The 22,528-nt window shown below is 53.8% G+C and carries 22 protein-coding genes; 8 read left to right on the top strand and 14 right to left on the bottom strand.

All coding sequences use genetic code 11. The annotated features are described in order from the left end of the window. Positions 1–58 precede the first annotated feature (58 nt). The 7 genes from FGI04_RS11595 to FGI04_RS11565 form a co-directional block, all read right to left on the bottom strand. Positions 59–1,069: a TrbL/VirB6 family protein gene (locus FGI04_RS11595; protein WP_407336762.1), complete on the bottom strand. Its 1,011-nt coding sequence runs from the start codon at positions 1,067–1,069 to the stop codon at positions 59–61. A 75-nt stretch (positions 1,070–1,144) separates the two neighbouring features. Continuing rightward, positions 1,145–1,420 carry an EexN family lipoprotein gene (locus FGI04_RS11590; RefSeq protein ID WP_038900923.1) on the bottom strand — a complete coding sequence of 92 codons (276 nt, stop codon included), beginning with the start codon at positions 1,418–1,420 and terminating at the stop codon, positions 1,145–1,147. Between the two features lie 10 nt (positions 1,421–1,430). Further along, a complete protein-coding gene (locus FGI04_RS11585) occupies positions 1,431–2,150 on the bottom strand; it encodes a TrbJ/VirB5 family protein (RefSeq protein ID WP_407336761.1) in 720 nt (239 codons plus the stop codon). A 24-nt stretch (positions 2,151–2,174) separates the two neighbouring features. Then, positions 2,175–4,922: a VirB4 family type IV secretion/conjugal transfer ATPase gene (locus tag FGI04_RS11580; RefSeq protein WP_407336760.1), complete on the bottom strand. Its 2,748-nt coding sequence runs from the start codon at positions 4,920–4,922 to the stop codon at positions 2,175–2,177. Between the two features lie 10 nt (positions 4,923–4,932). Further along, positions 4,933–5,214 carry a TrbC/VirB2 family protein gene (locus FGI04_RS11575; RefSeq protein WP_407336759.1) on the bottom strand — a complete coding sequence of 94 codons (282 nt, stop codon included), beginning with the start codon at positions 5,212–5,214 and terminating at the stop codon, positions 4,933–4,935. A gap of 6 nt (positions 5,215–5,220) precedes the next feature. Continuing rightward, entirely contained in the window at positions 5,221–5,877 is a 657-nt protein-coding gene (locus FGI04_RS11570) for a lytic transglycosylase domain-containing protein (RefSeq protein ID WP_407337411.1), read from the bottom strand. A gap of 69 nt (positions 5,878–5,946) precedes the next feature. Further along, positions 5,947–6,180, bottom strand: coding sequence for a hypothetical protein (locus FGI04_RS11565; protein ID WP_407336758.1), 234 nt, complete (start codon positions 6,178–6,180; stop codon positions 5,947–5,949). A gap of 533 nt (positions 6,181–6,713) precedes the next feature. Here FGI04_RS11565 and FGI04_RS11560 point away from each other — a divergent pair. Beyond that, positions 6,714–7,466, top strand: a complete 753-nt coding sequence (locus tag FGI04_RS11560; protein ID WP_407336757.1) for a DUF2971 domain-containing protein — start codon at positions 6,714–6,716, stop codon at positions 7,464–7,466. Between the two features lie 168 nt (positions 7,467–7,634). On the opposite strand, the gene FGI04_RS11555 is transcribed toward FGI04_RS11560, so the two are convergent. From FGI04_RS11555 to FGI04_RS11535, 5 genes are all read right to left on the bottom strand, one after another. Further along, positions 7,635–7,844, bottom strand: coding sequence for a TraR/DksA family transcriptional regulator (locus FGI04_RS11555; RefSeq protein WP_407336755.1), 210 nt, complete (start codon positions 7,842–7,844; stop codon positions 7,635–7,637). After that, on the bottom strand, positions 7,834–8,418 hold the full coding sequence (locus FGI04_RS11550; RefSeq protein ID WP_407336753.1) for a DUF2857 domain-containing protein: 585 nt from the start codon (positions 8,416–8,418) through the stop codon (positions 7,834–7,836). The genes FGI04_RS11555 and FGI04_RS11550 overlap by 11 nt, the downstream gene beginning before the upstream one ends. A 16-nt stretch (positions 8,419–8,434) precedes the next feature. Next, a complete protein-coding gene (locus FGI04_RS11545; protein ID WP_042857869.1) occupies positions 8,435–8,629 on the bottom strand; it encodes an AlpA family transcriptional regulator in 195 nt (64 codons plus the stop codon). A gap of 496 nt (positions 8,630–9,125) precedes the next feature. Continuing rightward, the gene (locus FGI04_RS11540) at positions 9,126–9,383 is read right to left on the bottom strand and encodes a helix-turn-helix transcriptional regulator (protein WP_012769229.1); all 258 of its coding nucleotides are present in this window, start codon (positions 9,381–9,383) and stop codon (positions 9,126–9,128) included. Positions 9,384–9,496: 113 nt separating this feature from the next. Continuing rightward, on the bottom strand, positions 9,497–9,775 hold the full coding sequence (locus tag FGI04_RS11535; protein ID WP_038904895.1) for a helix-turn-helix domain-containing protein: 279 nt from the start codon (positions 9,773–9,775) through the stop codon (positions 9,497–9,499). A gap of 133 nt (positions 9,776–9,908) precedes the next feature. Between FGI04_RS11535 and FGI04_RS11530 the strand changes: the two genes are divergently transcribed. The 6 genes from FGI04_RS11530 to FGI04_RS11505 all read left to right on the top strand — a co-directional run bounded on the left by FGI04_RS11530 (position 9,909) and on the right by FGI04_RS11505 (position 18,463). After that, a complete protein-coding gene (locus FGI04_RS11530; RefSeq protein ID WP_012884169.1) occupies positions 9,909–10,178 on the top strand; it encodes a helix-turn-helix domain-containing protein in 270 nt (89 codons plus the stop codon). 703 nt (positions 10,179–10,881) lie between these two features. After that, a complete protein-coding gene (locus tag FGI04_RS11525) occupies positions 10,882–11,400 on the top strand; it encodes an Hcp family type VI secretion system effector (protein ID WP_407336388.1) in 519 nt (172 codons plus the stop codon). A 112-nt stretch (positions 11,401–11,512) separates the two neighbouring features. After that, positions 11,513–13,366: a type VI secretion system Vgr family protein gene (locus tag FGI04_RS11520; RefSeq protein ID WP_407336389.1), complete on the top strand. Its 1,854-nt coding sequence runs from the start codon at positions 11,513–11,515 to the stop codon at positions 13,364–13,366. A gap of 13 nt (positions 13,367–13,379) precedes the next feature. Next, positions 13,380–13,787 carry a DUF1795 domain-containing protein gene (locus FGI04_RS11515; RefSeq protein WP_407321191.1) on the top strand — a complete coding sequence of 136 codons (408 nt, stop codon included), beginning with the start codon at positions 13,380–13,382 and terminating at the stop codon, positions 13,785–13,787. 11 nt (positions 13,788–13,798) lie between these two features. Next, entirely contained in the window at positions 13,799–18,103 is a 4,305-nt protein-coding gene (locus FGI04_RS11510) for an RHS repeat-associated core domain-containing protein (RefSeq protein ID WP_434964866.1), read from the top strand. A gap of 9 nt (positions 18,104–18,112) precedes the next feature. Then, positions 18,113–18,463: a hypothetical protein gene (locus FGI04_RS11505; protein WP_153508804.1), complete on the top strand. Its 351-nt coding sequence runs from the start codon at positions 18,113–18,115 to the stop codon at positions 18,461–18,463. 247 nt (positions 18,464–18,710) lie between these two features. On the opposite strand, the gene FGI04_RS11500 is transcribed toward FGI04_RS11505, so the two are convergent. Further along, positions 18,711–19,637, bottom strand: coding sequence for a hypothetical protein (locus tag FGI04_RS11500; RefSeq protein ID WP_407339954.1), 927 nt, complete (start codon positions 19,635–19,637; stop codon positions 18,711–18,713). Positions 19,638–20,658: 1,021 nt separating this feature from the next. On the opposite strand from FGI04_RS11500, the gene FGI04_RS11495 reads away from it, so the two are divergent. After that, the gene (locus FGI04_RS11495; RefSeq protein WP_038926124.1) at positions 20,659–20,970 is read left to right on the top strand and encodes a DUF736 domain-containing protein; all 312 of its coding nucleotides are present in this window, start codon (positions 20,659–20,661) and stop codon (positions 20,968–20,970) included. Between the two features lie 159 nt (positions 20,971–21,129). On the opposite strand, the gene FGI04_RS11490 is transcribed toward FGI04_RS11495, so the two are convergent. Then, the gene (locus tag FGI04_RS11490; protein ID WP_407336751.1) at positions 21,130–22,413 is read right to left on the bottom strand and encodes a tyrosine-type recombinase/integrase; all 1,284 of its coding nucleotides are present in this window, start codon (positions 22,411–22,413) and stop codon (positions 21,130–21,132) included. Positions 22,414–22,528: the final 115 nt, after the last annotated feature.

Here is a 22,528-nt window from a genome sequence, read left to right as displayed (position 1 = left end):
CCGTACCGACGGCGATTGCCTCGGCACCCTGTGACGAGTTGGGGGAGTGAGAAAGAAATTAGCGAGGACGCTGCTGGTTAAGGCGCTTCATACTCTCAATGGCGGCGGCACGCTTTTGCCATGCGGAGATGGCGTTGCCGGTGCCCGTGGCGATGAGTGTCCCAGCGGCCAGCCGGGCCGCCGCCACCCCGGTTTTCATCGCCGGTTTTGCTGCTTCAGATGACGTGCTCGCCAGACCGCATAAGCCGCTCATGGCCGCACCTTGCAAGGCGGCCTGAACGGCGACACCGCTCAGTGCGTTGGCTATCTTTGCGGAAAACCAGACGACGGTACCTGATGCAATTCCGGCCAGTAAACATTGTGCTGCCAATGTCACCATGTTGCTTTCAGCGGATGTTGTTGTTGCGGCATCCAGTATTTTATTCAGGTAGTTGATGACGATTCGGATAGATAAGGCGGAAAACATTATCGTCAATATCGCCGTAAAAATAGTTTTCAACCAGTTATCAAACATCGGTTTGAGAAAACCGTAGAGCAGGCAGAAAATAAATAATGGGGAGGTTGTTGTCATTAACAGTATGGTGATTTCAGCCAGCAGGTTTACAAACGTCGCGGCCAGTAAAAGAACGATGACACCGCCCCAGACCAATACTTCGGCCAATCCGCCATTCAGTTTGACGTAGGTTGACGTATCCAGGTTAAGCAGCATTTGTCCCAGTGTCTGTGCCTTTGCCCACACGGTATCAAGTAGCGCCCAGATATTATCATTACCGCTAATACCATCTTTAAGTCCTTCAATAGCTGCAATACTGGTATCCAGCCAGCCATCGAGGTTTAACACGAAGGTAGTAATCAGCAACATGCGACCCACATCCCAGACAACATCTTCAACGGGCGTCTGGAGTTTGCCACCAAGCGTCTGATAACCGCGATACAGAATAAATAACGTGAAGGAATTGACAATAATAACGCTGATCATGGTGCCGTATGTAGACGACTGACCAGCTAATACGGCGTTGAGCCCATCCATGATGTTTTTGTCCATACCAACGAAAATACCACCAGACATGGTGCCTCTCTTGAAACAGGAACAGACAGAAAATAAGAAAACAGGGAATCATCCCTGTTTTCGTGGGTGGGGATATTACTCTGTGACGGCTTTTCTCTTTTGGGCTTCCTGCTGGAACAGTGTCTCGAATTTTTCCTTGATACCTGGTTTTCCTGTCTGGGCAAACATCAATGCTGCCCGGTGGGCGAACTCGCAATTATCACTTGCCTCACCATCCTTGAGGCATTGCGTATAGACTTGATATGTTTCATCAGGATGCTCTTTGTACCAGGCTTCAGATCTTGTCTCTTTACAGCCGGATAGCGTAATAATGGCTGAAATGACACATAAGATTGATACGGGTTTTAACATGCGAACCTCCCTATATATTGTTCAGATCGGCAACGGGGGCAGTTAATTGCTGTTGCTCAAAGGCTTTCTGCTTTTGCTGCTCCAGCAGTATTGCCCTCTGCTCCGTCTGCCGGACAGACATCTCCCACTGGCTGGTTAGGGCGTTCAGTTGCACGCTTTTGGCCGCAACGGTATTCGCCAGGTCCTGTGACTCTTTCGAGTCTTTGGCATTGGCGATGCGGTCAGACAGGTCTGCGATGTCGTTCAACGTGCTGGTCATCCTGTCCTGAACCTCACGGGTATTCTCAATCGCCAGCGCCTGATTGAGTAACAGCTGTTTGCAACTGTCCTGATAACGCAGGGATGAACGGGACGGGTTACAGCTATCAAACGATTGGTATTTTTTATATAACCCCTGAAGCGCGGAAGAATAGGAACCGTCTGGATTGGTCAGCAGGTCATCCAGTGAAATACCGTTCTTGCGAAGCGCGTCGATATCGTCTTTCAGGCTTTTTGCCTCGCGGAGAAACCCCTGAATATCCCGTATCCCGGTTGCCGTCGCCAATTGCTGTTTATAGGCATCCAGCTCGTCTTTATAGTGGGTAACGGTTTCCTGCCATTGTTTGAGTTTTTGCATCCATTGATTAATCGACTCGGCATTGTTGACGGCATCAAACACCGGGATACCGGCGCTTATCGCCGGTGCGGACAGCCATAGCGAGAACGCCAGAAAGAGATATCGGGTCTGCATGGTGATTTACCTCCGAAGTGAATCTCAGATGGCCTGTTCAAGGAAGGCCGCTTTCCAGTCGTGAGGGGACATACCTTCCTGATAAAGCGCATCAAACCGTTTCAGGTTGTCTTCGCTTCCGCTCAGGATTTTGGTGAGGTTGCCGATGCCCGATAAATCCATTCTTGCCAGGGCGACAAAGGGCCGGGTTTCACCGGCGCGCAGCGGTGTTTTCATGATGACCATATAATGCTCGCCAGGGTCCAGACGACGGACGGTGTCATACACGCTTTCGGGGACGTTCATTTTCTCTACGTAATCCGCCCGGCTGGCTTTGGGATTGGCGAGAAAGATCTGCGTGCTGCACTGTTCAATAATCGCGGGCGCGATGGGGTGCCTGACAATTTCATCGGGGGACTGGGTGGCGGGGATAAAAATGCCGTTCAGTTTACGGATCACCTTGAGCATATTGAGGGAGAATCTGGAAAACTCGACATCCGCCAGCCATTTCCAGAATTCATCCATGAACATCACCAACCGGCGACCGTCCAGCAGGCTGGTGACGCGGAACAGCAGGTAAAAGGTGATCGGGCCGCGAATGTCGTCGTCATCCAGAAATTCTGTTCCATCGATGCCGATGTTATCGCTCTCGCCGATGTTAAAGCTGTCTTCCGCGTTATCGAAAATCCAGCCGAATTCGCCTCCCTGTGCCCACTGTTTCAGACGGATGCGCAGCCCGTTGGTTCTGGCCTCGCGGGTCGGCGGTTCGGGCAACACCTCCAGCAGCCGGGTAATGCCATAACGGCGCAATTCCGGCGGGTAGTCCTGCATCAGGGTATCCACGGCGGTGCTGATGCGCGCTTCATCGCGTGGGTCGAGTGGTTTGCTGCTGCGACGGCACAACATGCGGACCAATTGCTTGATAAAGCTGATGTTGCGTCGGGTTGGCGCAAGTGAAAACGGGTTAAACCCGGCAGGCGTACCGGTGCGGATGCGAAAGTAACGCCCGCCCATCTGGCGGATCGACATCTCGGCGGCCCGGTCTTTATCAAAGTAAACGGTAGTCAGCCGTTTACCGGGGGCCGCAGCGGAAAATGTCGCCGGGTGGCGGTACTTCTGCATCAGGTGTTGCATCATCGTCATCAGCAGGGTCTTCCCTGAGCCGGTTTTGCCGATGATGGCGGTATTCCCCGGCGTTTTCTCGTTGAAGTCATCCCGCCCGACCTGGCTGTCGTGCAGGTTCAGGTAATAACCTCCGCCGCCGGGCGATGTCAGAATGGCGATGGCGTCACCCCACGGGTTGCCGCTGCGTTTGTGAGGGTGAAAGTTATGCAGGCTGCCCAGATCCGCGTAGTTCTGGCTGCTGACGACCACCAGCCGGGGGCGAAAGGGATACATGCCGGGCAGTTGAGCCAGATAGGCGGCAGGTAACGACAGCGTGGACAGCGAGGTCATGATACCGAGGTCGGTAAACGGCTGGGCCAGCGCGTGGGTCTCCCTGACCACCTGATCGGCACTGGCCGAGGACACCAGCAGGGAAAAATGGTATTTGCCGCAGGACACATGCCCGGACTGGAGCAGATCGCGCAAGACAACCAGCTCTTCACGCTGTGACAGTGCGTCATCGTCGGTTGCATTCAGCCGTTTTTCCGCCAGTCGGATATAGTGTTGCGCTTCATCCCGTGCCATGCAGGTGAAAGACTGCGTCAGTACGTACTCGCTTTCGGCATACAACAGCGCATCCAGCAGGCCGGTCGCGGTCTCCGGCGAATAGTCCTTAATTTCCAGACTGCGGAAGAAACGGGAGCCGCCGACGGTCTGGCATTCGGCGGTATCGGTGGTAAAAAACACATCCGGTGTACTGAGCGTGAGGTAAAACGGTGAACGTGTCACCGCCACCGGCTGCCATTGGCCGGTGATCAGGCGATGGTAGAACGCCAGTTGCGAGGAGTAGACCCGTCCTTTCTCCTCATAGGTTCCCAGAGGGGTTGCCATATAGCGTGACAGTGCGCTGCCGAGTGCGGCATGGTGCTCCAGCATGACCTTCAGCGCCTGATCCAGCGCCGCCTGCCTTTTTCCGGCGGGCTGTGTCTTCATGGCCTTTTTCTCCAGTGCGGAGAAGGGCGCATAACAAATGGTGAAAAATAACCGATGCCGCCAGAGCGGCTTCGCGTTGAGTGCCCGGTAATAGCGCGTTGCGACCTCGTCGGAAAACGGAATACCCGAGGTTGCCTCAAAGGCATCCTGATAGGTCTCCCGTATTCGGTGAATATAGAACGTGACCGGCAGCCCTTCATAGGCGCGGATCAGGTTGTTGAGATGGCTTGTCATCAGCGTCAGGTGATGTTCATCCTCACATTCAAACAGGGTGCCGCCCAGCTCCCAGGAGGCGACGAAATCACCGTGGCGGTTTCTGATGACGTGCGGGTGAAGGTGGGAAGAGTAGGGGATGTATTTATCCAGCGTGATGCGCGCGTTTAATTTCATCTTGTCGGTAAACTCCGAAATATCGACGGCGTCATACTGGTTTGCCAGCATCGCCGTCGCGCCAAAATGCCGGTTCGTGGCAAACCGGCCACGGGTTTTAAACGCCAGCCATAACAACCCGAAATAATGGATATCGGCTCGGGCCTTCGCCCGCATTTCCAGCCAGGCCGGGATCAGTAATAGCGCCAGGTAATGGCTGACATAGACCGACAGCAGGACGATGGCCCCGCTGACGAGAACGAACGGGACGAGGGTGATGCCCATGATCGCGGCGGGCCGGGTGAGCGCTTTATTCAGGGTGGTCATCGGTTTTCCCCTAGGATGCCCAGTACGCGCCAAAGCCGGATGCACCGACGATCAGGATCGCCCCAATAATGACGTTGCGCATGTCATGCAGGCTTTTACCGTCAAACAGCACCTTGTAACCCACCCACATGGTGGCCAGTGTGATGGTGACGGCGGCCAGCCCCAGCAGGCCGGTGGACGTGTTACTCAGCGTGTCATTGGCTTTGGTAAATCCGCTGCCTGCCGCCAGCGCCTGGCCGGAAATGAAGACGGGAAAAAAGGCAGGTAAGTATTTACGTTTTTGCATCGTCATCTCTCCTCATGGGGAACAGGGGGGGGATACATCGCCGCGAAGGACGGCGTTGGGGTAGCGCAGGGTGGTCGAAACCGGTGTGGTGGTGTCGGCAAGCTCACCGCGCAGCACGGTGGCCGGATAATGAGTCTCTGACGTGGCCTGGCTGGCGTGCCTACGCGCGCGGTCTTCCCGCGTTGACGGGACGGCATAGCCAATACGCTGGAGATAGCTGGTCTGGTCGAAGGCGGATTCGGGCTGCTGACCAGCAGTGAAATTACCGGCGTAGTAGCAACTGAGTGCGCGTTGCAGCGTGCCACCGCGCTGATAGCAGTCGGTAAGGATGCGCTCAAAAACAGACAGATTGGTACACGGGTCTAACAACGCCTGGGCCGTCACGCCGTAATGCTGAAAATGGGTACTGGTGATTTGCATCAGCCCGACCGAATAGCGGCGACCCCTGGCCTCTATCCGGTTGATGATATTGACGGCCGTTTCATGGCGGGTGGGCTGATGGGAAATAACACCTGCGCTGCCGGGCATTCTCTCGTCGTTTGGCACGATTTCAGCGATGGCGTAAGGATTAAAGCCGGATTCCACCTTCGCCACATCAAACGCGGTGGACGGGTGAATGCTGGCGGCACACTGCATCGCCGCCGCCAGAAAGGCTGTCGGAGAAAGCATGGTTGCCTCAGTGACGTCATTCAGGCTACAGATTGCCATCAGGCTGTTCAATGGCGGGGGAAAGGTGCGTTACGGCTGGGCGTTCATCGCGCCGGGCTCGGGTGGCGTGTCGCCGTCATCCCGGGGTTCGAGAAGCACCAGCTTACCGGAGACGGCAAGGCCGGGTGTCAGGACGATATTCAATCCGGGTTTACCATGATGGGCGAAGGCCACGCCGACCTTGGTCCAGAATGTGTTTCTTTCTCCGCGTGAATCGGGCGGGCTTTCCTGCGTGACAAATACGTGATAGGTAGGTTTTCGCATGGTATTTCCTTTAATCAACAGGAATAATGAGTTAAACCGATAGGTCACATCCCGATTCTGCATTCCGGTTTCAACGGGTTAGCGAGAACATTCAGCGGCACCCTGAATTGTGGTTGCGTGACAGCCCGACCCAACTTGTTAAAGAGCAATACCGGCCCCGGACGACTACACGTCCATCACGCTCGCCAGGGGAAGGTGGCAGGGTTAGCGTGCAATAGTTCATTCGGGTGGGAAATGGGAAAATCAAAAAGGAAATAAGAGAGAAAATGTATAGTGTGGTAATTATTTGAATGGTGGGATGTATTAGCTTGGGGGTGAATGACAAGTTTTTGTAGAAGCATCTAATGATGTAGACATGGCTTATCACGAAAGGCATCTGAAGTATTATTTCTTTGACTATTATAAATCTATGCGCATATAGTAATATGGGTGCTGATCGAGGGAATTTAATTGACTAATGGTTGAGTTATATCTTTAATTCATACCTTAAAATTATGCTGTAGAATCTATTTTTTTTGACAGAAAGGTATATAATGGCTGCGACTGCTGATCACCCATGCTTCCCCCAACCAATTTCTGATGATGTTTCGCTCTGGAAATACATGGACTTTACTAAGTTCATGTCATTAATAACTTATCAAAAAATATTCGCATGTCGATCTGATTTGTTTGATGATCCTTATGAAGGAACGTACCCCAGAAGAATTGTAAAATCTTTACAAGATGTCGAGGGAAATGATTCTGGCAATAGCGACGCTAAAAGTCTCAGATATATTTATGATTTTAATTTAAACTTAAGAAAACACACTTATATAAGTTGTTGGCATGCAAATAATTTTGAATCTGCAGCTATGTGGGATTTATATAGTAAAAACGATGCTTCAGTAGCAATTGAAACCACATATGCTGATCTGAGAGATTTATTACCACCCGAGGCATTTATTGGGTTGGTTAATTATATTGATTATGATAAGGATATATTTCCAATAAATAATGCATTTTATCCTTTTACTCATAAAAGAAAGTCATTTGAGCATGAAAGAGAAGTCAGGTTTTTAATTCAAAAAATACCTATTGATGTGAAAAGAAATAGAGTTGATTTTGATAATTGCGTTGCACCAGCTGTAATTTCTATTGATGCAAATATTAACTCTTTCGTTAAAAAAATTCATTTATCGCCCCGTGCACCTGAATGGATGCTGAATTTATTGCGGGATGTGATTAAAAAATATTCAATTAATGTGGAGGTTAGACGTTCTAATCTTTATATATCACCAATCTATTAAATAAAAAATATAAATAGGTAGATGAATTTATTTGCACTTTATCTAAGGTAGTATCTGGTAGTTTGTTTTTTGCTCAGTGATTTAACGCTTATCATAAGTATGATATTTATTAAGATAATAAAGAATGCGCAGAGAAGATCATTTCTCTGCGCGTATATTTGCATACTATCAGCGCTGACGTTGCTCAATAATAGCCTGGCATTCCGTACAGGTCGTCACACCCGGCAGAGTCTGCCGCCGCTGCTCGGGAATCGGCTCACCGCACAAACGACAGTAATATAATGAGGACGTGCTGGCTGGTTTAAAACGATTCTGTTCAATCATCTCTTCCAGTCGTTGCTCATTAAATTCCTGATCGCGATCGATTTCATCTGGCATGTGATGTCCTCCTGTTCGGTGCTTCCTTTTCGCAAAGGGTGATACGGTTCCAGACAACGGTGAGCGAAGGCCCTTCCTTCCGTGAGGACAACGCTTCGGTGATCTGCATCATCCCTTCCAGTGCGTCAGGCGTTTCCAGGTTTTCAGGTCGGCTTTTCTGCCATAACCGCCAGATTTCGGCATCAGTGGTTTCATCGGGGATAGGCGTGCGGCCATAAGGGATGGTGACACCCAATAACCGACGACGAGTGCAGACCTCGTTTGAGGTGAGGCCAAAAAAGTGGTGCAGGAGAGCGATTGATCCTCCCTGCCTGATGGCACGGTTAATCTGTTGTTGGCGCTGCGCCTCCTTGCGGGATAACGTCAGAATCTGCTGTAGGACGTCATGGCGGACAGTGACCGCCATAAATTGCGCCGATGTCCGGCTGACGATAAACAGTTCGTCGAGGGAGAGCTGATTGAGGGCATTTAATTCGTCAAAGGTGAACCCTAACGTCTCACAATAACGAAAATTACCGTCCTTAAGCGCAGCAAGGGCGTGTGTTAACACTGCGTAATTCAGTGAGGGGATCATAAGGCGATATCCTCCATCAGCGCGTTAAGCGGTTGGCTAATTTGAGGTTAATCCACTCGTCAATTTCAGATTCGAGCCAGGCGACGCTGGCGGGACCAATCTTTATTGAGGCCGGAAAGGTTCCGTCTTTCATATACAAATAGATTTGCGAGCGCTTAAGGCCAGTTTTTTCTTCCACTTGTCTCAGACGTAATAACTGATGAGATGACATAGGTTCCTCCAGTGCAGAATGGCGTATGCCCGGAGAAGACAAAAAAACACAGCGAGGGAAGGAGTGAAAGTTGATGAACCCGTATTACGGATATCACCATCCGTAATACGGGTTTTTAGACAATATCGCGGAATTGTTTTTCTATAACTCAGCGTTTATTTAACCAGAGGAAGTCTTTCACGTGGTTCGGCGCAATTTTTCCGATGACGGCTGGGTACCGATGACCTTTCTGCTATCACGATGTTTATGGCAAACTCTTTATAGGCGGTTGTATTGTTGCCACCCGGGTCATATTGATCTGACAAGGAATGTTTATTGACTGGTCGGCCATTATCGCCAGCCTGGCAGGTGCGGAAGTCGGGGTGAATACACGCTGGGGGGGAGCCTGACGCTGAACTCGCTATTGGTGACCAGCATGTTCTATTGACTGATGAAAGCCAGTACCTGCTATACGCTGAGAACCGCTGGTTGCCAAATTAAAAGACAGAACCTAATCCTAACCACTCCTCTTGCTTCGAAATAACTCAAGCACGTCTTGCGCAAACTGATCGTCCACTATATAGAAATAGCATTCCGGTACGTCCAGTACGCGAGCAAACTCGCACACCAGCTCGAAGGTCGGCTTGTGCGTACCGTTTTCATAATGAGACAAGCGTGAGTAAGCCGTAGCTTCTTCAAGCCCAGCCAGTACACCCAGTTTTTCCTGAGTGAGTTTAGCGTGCAAGCGTGCTTCTTTGAGTCTTTTGGGGATCATGCCGTGTTCCCAATGAGGATTTCACGGAGATCTTTAGCATTGCTCAATAGAATTTATCTTTAGAGTTCATAAAGATGATGATTCGTATTTATAGGGATCGCTAATTTTTTCAATTAATTAGATTTGTTTTTTCTCCACTGAACCAGCTCGCCAGCATGCAACTTCAGCATGGCTTCAGCAAAGCTGTCATCCAGCGTGTAGAAGTATCCTTCCGGTACATCCAGTATTTTGGCAAACGTGCATATCAGCTCAAATTTTGGTTTGTGCCTGCCATTCTCATAGTGTGACATTCTTGAGTAGCCTGTATCCTCAGAAATCCCGGCGGCTATCGCCAGTTCTTCCTGTGAAATCTTTGCACGTTCTCTTGCGGCTCTTAGACGCTGCGGAACCATAACGTTTCCTGTTATTGGTTATATTGACATCATCTTTAGCATTCCTTAAGATGAATCATCTTTAGAGTTACTAAAGATAACATTCATCCACTTATCCTTATTGGACTTCAAGTCTTTGAATGAGGTAAATAAAATGGCTAATATCGACTGGCATTCTGCCGACATTATTGCCGGGCTTCACAAACGGGGAACTACGATGGCCGCCGTGTCGCGGGCGGCGGGGTTGAATTCCTCAACGCTGGGTAATGCGCTTAATCGCCCGTGGCCTAAAGGGGAGCAGCTGATTGCTGATGCACTGGGGGTACCGGCCTATGAGATTTGGCCGAGTCGCTATTTTGACGAACAGGGGCAGTTAATCCCACGCACCCCACGCTCTCGCCCCCGGTATACTCAGGATAAATGATCGTTAGCTGTGCCTGCGGCAAAGCAGGCAGAGAAGGGCAGTGATAGGGATATCCCTTTCATGTTTAAATCACACTCATTAGCGTGATTTTCATTCACTTTTATCCTGTTTACCTCTGTTCTTTGTGGCCCGATGCTATCGGGCCAGTCTTCATGCATGATACGCAGATATACCCGTTGGTTTTCGTCGGACTCAATAAGTTGAGGGGTGGATGCCGCAAGACATGGCGGGTAGGGTGCCGACACTATCTTTACCTCTTGAGTGGGTCTTTAGTCTCACAAATCAGCATGATGAAGCCGGATTATCTGGTGCTGTCTTTCCCCGTGCCGGAATGCCTTTCTTTATCACTCGACGGGATATCTGGCACAGCAATATGCGGTAAACACATTGGCATCCCAGCGTTCATAAAAATCAAAAACGTGATAACAATCACAAAAAACAGGCCACTAATAGTTCGAAAAATAGTCACCCGCAGAATGATCGCAAAATCTGCGCAACTTCTTGCTCAGTTATCAGCATAAACCCCTGTTTGCGCAATGGATGCCGTTTTTTCGGGAGGTCTGCGCAATTTTTTGCTCAAATTTGACTTAGGGAAAATGACGATATGATTTTTCCCTTTTAAAACAACCAAATAAAAAGTGGCATAGTCATTGCTTTATGAACCGTGAAGTCAAACACATGTTCAACAGCGAGGAGCAAGACTATGCCAACTCCATGCTATATCAGCATCGAAGGTAAAACCCAGGGCAATATCACCGCCGGTGCCTTCACCTCCGACTCCGTCGGCAACATCTACGTGCAGGGCCACGAAGACGAGATGCTGGTGCAGGAATTCAAACACATCGTCACCGTACCGACCGACCCGCAGTCCGGCCAGCCTGCCGGTCAGCGCGTGCACAAACCGTTCAAGTTCACCGTGGCCCTGAATAAAGCCGTACCGCTGCTGTATAACGCGCTGGCCTCCGGCGAAATGCTGCCGACCGTGACCCTGAAGTGGTTCCGCACCTCTGTCGAAGGCAAGCAGGAGCATTTCTTCACCACCAAACTGACCGACGCCACCATCGTCGACATCAACAACCAGATGCCACACTGCCAGGACCCGTCCAAGCAGGATTACACCCAGCTTATCGAAGTATCGCTGGCGTACCGCAAAATCGACTGGGAGCACACCGTGGCCGGGACCTCCGGCTCTGACGACTGGCGCGCGCCGGTCGAAGCGTAATCACGCCGTCACCCGGACTCCGGTCCGGGTGTTGTCGTTTTCAGCCTGCCCTGAGCGATGAAAGGGGTCATCGCTGAGTGCGGACGCAGACAGGGAATAAGGAGGAAGTCAGGTGGCCAACAGTACCGGATTGCAGTTTACCGTGAAGGTCGGCGCGTTGCCGGACACCACCTTCGCGGTGGTGGATTTTGAACTGAGCGAGGCGCTGAACCAGCCGTTCGCGCTGTCGCTCAATCTGGCCAGCAGCCAGCCCGGCATCGATTTCGGCGCGGTGCTGGACCAGCCGTGCGAGCTGCTGGTGTGGTATGAAGGCGAACTGCAGCGCCGGGTCAGCGGTATCGTCAGCCGCTTTGCCCAGGGTGACACCGGTTTTCGCCGCACCCGCTATCAGGCAGAAGTGCGCCCGGCGCTGTGGCGGCTCGGTCTGCGTACCAACGCCCGCATCTTCCAGACCCAGAAGCCGGACGCGATTATCAGTACCCTGCTGGAAGAAGCCGGGATTACCGATTATGCCTTCGCCCTGCGCCACGACCACGCGGTGCGCGAGTACTGCGTGCAGTACCGCGAAAGCGACCTGGCGTTCATCCACCGGCTGGCGGCAGAAGAAGGGCTGTTCTACTTCCACGAGTTCGACGCCGGTAAGCACCGGGTGGTGTTCGCCGATGACGCCGGTGCGCTGGCCAAAGGCCCGGAACTGTTCTTCAATCTCGCCACGCAGGGGCTGAGCGAAGGGGCGTATGTGCGGCGTTTCCGCTACGCCGAAGCGGTCAGTACCGCCGAAGTGGCGCTGAAGGATTACAGCTTCAAGACCCCGGCCTACGGGCTGCTGCACAACAGGATGAGCAGCGAGCTGGACCATCAGCGTGAATCCTACCAGCACTTTGACTACCCCGGCCGCTTCAAGCAGGACCCGAGCGGCAAGGCGTTTACCGGCTACCGGCTGGACGCGCTGCGTGCCGGGGCAATGACCGGGGCGGGTGAATCCAACGCTGCCGAACTGATGCCGGGTGGCACCTTTACCCTGACCGAGCACCCGAACCCGGCGTTTAATCTGGCCTGGCAGGTGGTGGCGGTGACCCACAGCGGCCAGCAGCCGCAGGCGCTGGAGGAAGAGAGCGGCGGCGAGCCGACCACCATCAGCAACAGCTTCGAGGTGGTGAAAGCCACCACCACCTGGCGTGCGGCCATGCCGTACAAGCCGATGGTGGACGGCCCGCAGATTGCCACCGTGGTCGGCCCGGCGGGTGAAGAAATTTACTGCGACGAGTTTGGCCGGGTGAAGCTGCAGTTCCCGTGGGACCGCTACGGTGCCAGCGACGACCAGAGCTCGTGCTGGGTGCGGGTCAGTCAGGGCTGGGCCGGTGGTCAGTACGGGCTGATTGCCATTCCGCGCATCGGCCATGAGGTGGTGGTGAGCTTTCTGGAAGGGGACCCGGACCAGCCCATCGTCACCGGTCGCACCTTTCACGCCACCAACCCGTCGCCGTATCCGCTACCGGCCAACAAGACCCGCACCTCGCTGCGCACCAGTACTCATAAAGGGGCCGGTTTCAACGAGCTACGCTTTGAGGACCAGGCCGGGCAGGAAGAGGTGTTTATCCACGCCCAGAAGGACATGAACACCGTGGTGCTGAATAACCGCAGCACGGCGGTCAACGCCAGTCATACCGAGAATGTCGGCGGCGACCAGACCGTGGTGGTGCAGCACAATCAGACGGTGTCGGTGAAGGAAAATCAGGTCACCGAAATTCAGGGCGAGCAGACCGTCGCCGTCACCAAAAACCGCCACACCACCGTTGACGACAACGAGTCGCTGCAGGTGAAAAACAATATCGCCATCCAGTCCCAGAGCGGCGACATCCTGATTGCCACCGCGGGTGGCTTCATCGCCATTGACAGCGAAGGCAACATTTCCATTACCGGCAAAGGACTGGTGCTGAACGGCACCCGTATCGATTTGAACTGAGGGAGCAGCACGCATGTATCAGATGAACGAAGGCATCCTGGCTATTCCGACGGGCTGGCGCGACGAGTCGCTGCACGTGTTTGTGCTGCCGGGCGATACCGCCAATCTGGTGGTCAACCGCACGCCGATTGAATTCGGCCTGTCGCCGGACACCGTCTATGAACAGACGCTGTCACAGTTTTCCGCCCACCTGAAGGGCTATCAGGAGCGTGCCGCCTGGGAACTGACGCTGGATGGTCAACCTGCACGCGGGCTGGAGTACAGTTGGCGCTCGCCGGAAGGCCCGATGCACCAGGTGGTGGTGATGCAGGTACGCGGCGAGCTGCTGCTGACCTTTACCCTTACCGCCGCCGGTGAACTGCAGGATGAACAGAAAGCCGCCCTGCTGGCGGTCATCGAGACGTTTAAAGCCGCGTCCTGAAGGGAGTCACGATGCTCAACGATATTCTGAGCCGGGTGGCCCGGGTAGGGGCCATGCATGCCGGAAACCGTCCCAACCCGCCCGCCGACCGGCCGCAACCCTGTCAGGGTAAACCGCCAACGTCGCCGGGCAAGACCATCAAGCACAAGAGCTTCCTGGGTGCACTGGCGGGTGCCGTGGCCGGGGCGCTGGTGGCGGCCGCCGTATTTACCGCCGCCGCCGCCGTGGCGGGCGCTATCGCCGTCGCCGTGGTGGGGACTGGCGGGATGGGGGCGGCGCTGGTGGTGGGGGCGGTAAAACTGGCCGCCGGATTTGGTGCGGTCAGCCTGCTGGGTGGGCTGATAGACGCGGTGTCCAGCAAGGTGTCGGCGATGGTGGACAGTGCATCACCGGCCTTCGGGCCGGTGGCGTCTGGCTCGGGTAACGTGTTTGTCGAAAAGCAGCCGGTGGCCCGCGCCACGAAAGATACTGTCGCCTGCACCAAGCACAACAGTCCGCAACTGATTGCCCAGGGCAGCGAATCCGTGTTCGTGAACGACGCACCGGCCGCCCGTATCGACGATAAAACCGTGTGTGGTGCTACCCTCAAGGAAGGGGCCTCGACGGTATTTTTCGGTTCCGGGCAGGGCACCTATCTGGAGATAGCCGACGAATTCAGCTGGTGGGAAAAGGCGCTGCTGATTGCGGTGGAGTTTCTGGTGCCGCCTAGCCGCGGCATGTTCAAAGGGCTGGGGAAACTGTTCACCCGTGGGCCGATGTGGGTTCTAAAAGGGATGCGTGTCGGGGCGCTGAAAACGCTAAAAGGACTGAAAAGCGCCGTTAAATGTGCCAGTGAGGGGTTTCGCAACAACAAGGGATTGTCGCGTGTCACGGAAGCGGTGCGCGGTTTCCTCAAAGACCCGGTTTATATCGCCAGCGGCGAGGTGATTGAATCCCGTACCGATATCGCGCTGGGCCAGACGCTGCCGCTGGTGTTCGAACGCACCTACCGCTCCGCCTCGGTACATGTCGGGCTGCTGGGCCGCGGCTGGCACGACAGCTGGAGCGAGGTGGCGACGGTAACGCGCGACGGCCTCAACACCCACGTGGTCATCACGCTGGCACAGGGCTACGACATCGATTTTACCTTCCATCAGGACGTACAGGCGGTGTACTGCCCGCACTACCCTGAATTTACCCTGCACCGCCGGGGCGAGGGTTTCAGCCTGTGGCACCGCGACCAGCAGACCTGGCGCGACTTTAGCGTGGTGCAGGGCGAGCGACGGTTGCTGTCGGCCATTCACGATAGCCACGACAACCGCATCGAACTGGTGCGCGACCCGAAAGGCTACCTGCGCCAGGTGCGCCACAGCGACGGCGTCACCCTGCTGCTGGTGTGGCAGGGTGAGTACCTGTACCAGATACAACGCATCGATGGCGGCCAGAAAACGCTGCTGGCCGTGTACCGCCAGGACGAACAGGGCCGACTGGTGGAAGCGGACGCCACCCACGCCTATCACCTCTACTACGAGTACGACACCGCCCATCGGCTGACCCGCTGGCACGATAACGACCAGACCTGGGCGCGCTACGAATACGACGCACAGGGGCGCTGCGTCTACACCACCTGCGCCGACGGTTTCCTGACCGCCCGCTTCGACTACCTGCCCGACCGGGTGGTAATGACCGACGGCCACGGCCAGCGCAGCGAATTCGGCTTTAACGACCTGCACCTGATGAGCTGGGAAACATCCCCGCTCGGTCACGTCACCCGCTACGACTACGACGAGGTTGGCAACCTGCTGCGGGAAATCTCGCCCGCCGGGCGGGTGGTCGAATTCGGCTATCTGGACGATACCGGGCGGGTCAGCACCTTTACCGACGCCAGCGGCCACCAGTGGCAGTACGACTACGACGACGCGCTGCGGCTGTGCGGCGTCACCGACCCGCTGGGACGCGAGTGGGGCTGGGTGTATGACGCCGAAGGCAACCCGGAGCGACTCACCGGGCCGGATGCCAGCGAGGTACGATTCACCTGGAACCGCTACGGCCTGCTGACCCAGGTCAGCGACGCCGCCGGTGAGGTGCAGGCCCGGTTACAGTACGACCACCGCCAGCGGCTGCTGAGTGCCACTGACGCCGAGAGCCGTACCCAGCAGTTACGCTACGACGGGCAGGACCGGGTGGTGCAGTGGCAACGGGCGGACGGTGCCCGTTTCCGGCTCGGCTACCGCCGGGCCAGCTGGATGCTGCCGGAGCAGCTGATACGCCCGGATGACAAGGAAGAGCAGCGCCAGTACGACCGCCACAACAACCTGCTGAGCCACGTGGACGGCAACGGCGCGCTGTGGCGTCAGACCTTCGGCCCGTTCGACCTGCTGACCGCGCGCACCGACGCCGAAGGCCGCACCTGGCACTACGCGTACGATAAAGAGAGCCAGCAACTGACAACGGTTATTGCCCCGGACGGCAGCCGCTGGCAGTGGTGGCTGGATGCCGACGGGCGGGTCATCCGCGAGCGTGACATGACCGGCACCGAGACGCACTACAGCTACGACGAGGACGGCCTGTGCGTCAGCGTGCGCAACGGCGAAGGCGACACCCGTCACTTCCTCTACGACGCCCGCGGCCTGCTGTTGCGTGAAACCGCGCCGGACGACACCCTGCACTACCGCTATGATGCGGTGGGCCGCCTGACCGAGGTCTCGTCAGCCACCGCCCATGTGCAACTGGACTACGACCTGCGCGACCGGGTGGTGCGTGAATGGCACAACGGCACGCTGCTCACCCGCCAGTACGATGACGCGGCCCGCACCGTCACCCGCACCCTGACCTGGGACGGCGACGCCGGGGACACCACCGGCCCCCTCGCGCCGCTCACCAGTCTGTTCCATTACACCCGCACCGGCGAGCTGCGGCAGGTGCAGTTGCCGGACGGTGCCGACCTGACCCTGACCCAGGATGCAGCGGGCCGCGAGTCACACCGCGGCGGCAGCGGCTTTGTCCAGCAGCGGGAGTACGACGTGATGGGCTGGCTGACGCGGGAGATGAGCGGCGCACAGCACGACGGCCACCTGCTGGCGGCACAGACGCGGGAATACCGCTACGACGGTGCCGGTAACCTGACCGGGGTGCGTCACAACCGCGACGCCGAAGGTTATCGTCTGGACGCCACCGGCCGGGTGCTGGATGTACTGAGCGGCGGTGCGGGCAAACCGGTGGACACCACCGCCCGCTTCCACTACACCCGCAGCGGCCTGCCGCAGGAGGCAGGTCGCCTCACCGAGTGGCAGTCTGGCCGACTGGTTCAGCACGATGACACCCATTACCAGTACGACAGGGCCGGACGGCTTATCCGTAAACAGGTGGTGCAGCCGGGCTACCGCCCGCAGGTGTGGCAGTACCGCTGGGACAGCCGCAACCAGCTGCGGGTGGTGGATACCCCGACCGGCGAACGCTGGCTGTACCGCTACGACCCGTTCGGTCGCCGGGTAGGCAAACGCTGCGACCAGAAAGCCGAAGAAATTCGCTACCAGTGGGACGGCGACCAGATAGCGGAAATCCGCCACTATCGCCACGGCCAGCTCGTGGCCCGCCGCCACTGGGTCTACAACGGCTGGGAGCTGGTGGTCCAGCAGCGCCAGCACACCGGTGGCGACTGGGAAACGGATTTTGTCACCAGCAGCCAGAACGGCACCCCACAGGCGCTGTTCACACCGGACGGCACCCTGCGCTGGCAGGCACCGAAAGCCACCCTGTGGGGCCAGCGTCAGGCAGAAAAATCGGAAAGTCCGGACCCCGGCCTGGCCTTCGCCGGGCAGCTCCGTGACAGCGAAAGCGGGCTGTGCTATAACCGCTTTCGGTACTACGACCCGGCCGGTGGGTGCTATGTCTCGCCAGACCCGATAGGGGTGCTGGGCGGGTTGAACAACTATGCCTATGCTCCGAATCCCCTAACGTGGATCGATCCTTTAGGTCTTGCTAAGTGTGGGACTGGTGAATATAAAGATGTCGGTGGACATCACGTACATGCTAAAGCTGGTTTTAAGAGTAACCCCAAATATGATCCTAAAAAAGGATTCTCAATTAGTCAGGATTACATGGATAAGATGGGGTTAGACCATCAAGCTATGACTTCATATCAAAGGCAGGCGTTCAAGGAGCTTTATAATAGTGGGCGGCCTAATACTCTTGCAGAGCATACGAAAATAGCAGTCAATGCACTAGAATCAGGAGGAGCAACGACACAACAAGCAAGAAGTCTTGTTGCTGAATCGTTATGGAATTTACGCTCTCAAGGTGCAATCTCTCCCTCAAATATCCCTTGGTATAAGTGAGTTATCGCCATGACAGATAAAGAAATTTTAGATGAATTTGGTTGTGCCGTTATGCATATGGTTCGTGACCGTTCGATTGATAGGTTTGAAAAAATTCAATTAGGAACATTAAAATCACAGAGAGCTATAGAGCTGCATAATCTATTGTCGGATTTTGATGAAAAACAAAAAAAGGTAATTAAAGATTTAATTACCGAGTGTGTTGATAACACTGTATTTAATTTCCTTTTTATGTTTGAGGAAGATGAAAATAAGAAAATATTATCATCAGACGTTAATGTTAACGAAATAAGTGATGGTTTATCCGGTGAGCTTTTTACAGAAGATGGATGGATAAATAAATTTAGCAAGAAGAAATAATAAAATAAGCCGGAAGCGATCCCAACGATCCTTCCGGCTGCTTCTTATGCTGTTTAGTTCAACGATCATATATTAGGCTGTGTCCCTTAATTCAGATTCACTGGTGATGGTGAAGAAATGTATTGAATTCGTTCGTTTATGAATCAATTTCGTATATTTCCACTGCCATCACCTGTAAGCGTTATGTGATTTTCCACCACGCAGGTGATTAAGAGACACAGCCTGGATTGAATGAGGACGTACTCTATTAACCAGATCCTGAAATGGATGTGGGGGATCCTCGCTCCAGTGCCGTTTTTAGTGTGTCACCACTTAGATGGTCGGTGATACCATCAGTTGATGCCCATTGCTCAAAAATGGACAACAGTTTATAGGGCTGCCTGATTAATGGGCTAATGGCCTCATTATGTTTGCAGGCGAGCCAGAATAATCGTGATAACGGCGTGGATATCCGTGTGGAAGATGACGAGGATGTTTGGTTTTTGGTCGGCATGTTGATTAACTTTTCCAGTTCAGTATGCCGGATGACAAAGCAGGCATCTTGCGGTAGGTCGTGAACCGGAAAGTAATCCTTTCGGAGGTTTGGATTCATGCATTGTTGTTGAATCTCTTGATAAATATCAGTCCACATCTTCTCAGGGAGTCGCATGATTTTCTGGTTTATTCTTTCCTGCCATGTGAACTTTTCGAATACCTGAAATATCTCTCCTGAAAGAGTTACCGATATACCGTAATTGATCTCATTCTCACCGATGTGTGGTAATGGAATGTGCAGGGAGCGGGCAAGCAAGCGTTGTACTATAACGTACTCATGTCCCGCTAATAGTGTGTCGATAATTGGCTGGGTGGGAGTAATGTATCGTCCCTCGGTACTGAGAATAAGATTTCGTTTGCCAAGGAAACTGTTTCTATCGAGCAAACAAAGTCGGTCGATGAATGAGTGTCCGACCGGGCGTAGCTTCAATTTATTATCCAATGTTCGTATTTTTCGTAAAACAACCGGTGACTGGAAGTAGATGGAAAGGCTGATATTGCCATATAAAGCATGGCGATAAATATCACTGTCCGTCAGTTCTGTTTTTGTTGTTTTCTTCGTTATTCTGATAGCCTCCTGTATCGTCATCCATTCAGGCATACTGCTCTTTGTGTTTAAAAGGAAGGTCTGTTTTTGCATGATGTAATCTCCTTCAGCATGACAACCTTTCCTGTGCGTAGGGAATAACTGGGGGGTTAATAAAATTACCGTGTATGACGTTAAACTTTTATATATAAATTTCCATGGCGTGGAAGAGGTTTAGTTAGAATGACCAGAGTATGTCATTTTTATTTTTTTATCTTTTAAGAAAAAAAATAAAAATCCACAAGGAATGAGATAACCTTGTATCACAAGTGGGCTACCGCCTGCAGTGGTAGCACCACCACAGCATCTGAGATACGTATTGTTTAGTTTTATGAATGGATGTCATCACAGTGTTTCACTGGCATGGACAGCCCATAACTGTTCTGCCAGATTGAATTTATAGAATGAAATTTTTACTTAAAGTGATGCAGTTTGTCATAAAAATAGATGTACTGCTGTCATTATTGGTTATTACGTGTTAGCTCCGGTATTTTTGCGTGTATAGAAAGGGTAATTGGCATCTTTTCAGTCTTAAAAGGTTACCCATCGTAATTGGCGGGGCGTTTTCGTTTGCCATAGCTTGCTGCGTCAGGTTGCATGGATGCTTGCCATTTTTGACACTGGCGATGATGGTGTCGCGGTCATGAAGGATGCGTCACCAATATGCCGTCCGGCCTGATGACCGGGTTGACGCCATTGGCTGTTTGCACCGAGGGACTGGCAGCAGGGCATGTCGCCTGTCGCGGGGATGATGGCCTTGATCGAATCAGGAGAGGAGCCGGTAAAGCTGTTGTGCGGGGAAGCCGGGTCAGTCAGTGCGCCTTTCGGCCTGGTCAGCCTGTGCGTCCTTGAGCTCGTTGTGAATCCTGGCAGGAGCCGGGCTTTATGGTCGCAACCGGAAGAGGCAAACAATTTCCCCGGCGCAAACGCCTTCCTCGCGCAGCAAATTCTTTGCCTCTTCCGGTCCTTCACGGTGTTACGGTCGCAAGCGATGCGGCCAGCCCGGCTCCTTCCATTCGGATCACCACAAAGGACGCGACAGGCGCGACCTTGAAAATCCGAAAGGAGCAACATCATGGCTAACATCGGCACCTTCACCACACAAAACAACGGCTTCACTGGCACCGTCCGCACTCTGACTTTGAATGTCAAAGCCAGGTTCATCCCCTGCGACAAAAGCAGCGAGCACGCCCCTGACTTCCGCATTCAGACCCTCGGTGGTTATGACATCGGCGCAGCCTGGCGGAAAATCAGCCAGGCCGAACGGCCTTATCTGTCGGTGACGCTCGACGACCCTTCTTTCCCGGCAACCCTCTATGCCCGCCTTATCGAAGAAGAGAATGGCAAGCACCAGTTGATCTGGTCGCGCAGCAAACCGTCGGCCTGACAGCCAGACACCTCGCCCCGCCAGTCACGGTGGGGCACACTCTGTTGACTCCGGCAATAAGCCTGTGGTTCATTGCGTTTTCGTGGCTCTTGAGATGGTCAATACTGAATGTCCCCTGTATCAATCAATGCACAGGGGACATACAGCGAATACTTTTTGCTAACCGATGATAAAATTTACTGCGTGCTCCCTGCATTCTCGTGCATAAACATAGGGCGCAACGTATCCCTCCCGGTTCATATCCAGATAATCCGACCACCATTGCATCATCGCTTGTCGGGCATCAAGGTATTTCGCTTTATGGATGTAAGCCGCCCGCACGCTGTTGCGCTCCTGATGGCTCATCTGGCGCTCAACCGCATCCTGTAACCACAGGCTGGATTCCATCAGCGCGCTACAGGCCATAGCCCGGAATCCGTGACCACAGATATCATTTTTTGTGTCATAGCCCATCAGGCGCAGCGCCTTGTTGACCGTGTTTTCGCACATCGGTTTATACGGATTGTGAGCGCCGGGAAATATCAGCACCTGATGTCCGGAGATTTCCTGTATCTGTCTCAGAATAGCGATGGCCTGCCGGGAGAGGGGAACGATATGTGGGGTACGCATCTTCGCGCCACGCCCGGAATAACGTACGCCGGGGATGGCTTTGCGGGTAGCGGGAATAGTCCAGATGTGGTTTCTGAAATCAATTTCCGACCATCGCGCGAAGCGCAATTCGCTGGAGCGGATGAACAGATGCAGGGTGAGCGATACGGCCAGCCGGGTTAATTCCCGTCCTTGCCGGTAGTCCTCAATGCGCGTCAACAGTTCCGGTAGTTGCTCCAGCGGCAGGGCAGGGTAGTGACGTTTAACCGGCGGGGCGATAATACCGTCCAGATTGGCCGCCGGATTGTGTTCTATCAGTTCCTGATGCACAGCATGACGCATGATGTTGCACAGGTGCTGCCGGGTACGGGCTGCCACTTCCAGTAAACCTTTTTTCTCAATCCCTCTCAGCAGACCGATGCAGTGACGGGGTTTCAGCTCCGTGACGGGCAGGTGCCCGATAACCGGAAAGAGATGGTTGTTCATGCTGGCGAGCAGGCGAGTGGCATGGCTCTCTGACCATATCCGGTTGCTCTTGTGCCAGTCCAGGGCTACATCTCTGAATGATTTTTCTGGTGAACGGGGCGCTTTTTCAGCCGCCCGATGGTGCGCGGGGTTGATATTCTGCGCCAGCAGTTTACGGATGCTGTCACGTTGTTGACGCGCATCAGCCAGCGATACATCGGGGTAGGTACCTAAACCAAGGCGGGATTCTTTTTTATTGATACGATATTTGAGATACCAGAGACGTGAACCGCCGGGATTAATCAACAGGTACAGACCGTGAGAATCGGAAACTTTGTAGGGTTTTGCAGATGGTTTTAAGTTGCGGATTTTTGAGTCATTAAGAGACATGTGGGGGTCACTCCGTCATCGAACTAACCTGACCCCAAATCTGACCACCAAATTCTCCCGATGCAGAGGGAAAACTGAAAATGCACCGGGAAGACATTTCACGCTAACTTATTGA

It is taken from the genome of Dickeya ananatis (genome assembly GCF_019464615.1).
GTDB lineage: Bacteria > Pseudomonadota > Gammaproteobacteria > Enterobacterales > Enterobacteriaceae > Dickeya > Dickeya oryzae.
Note: the sequence above shows the minus strand (reverse complement) of the source record. Positions and strands in the feature narration are given on the sequence as shown.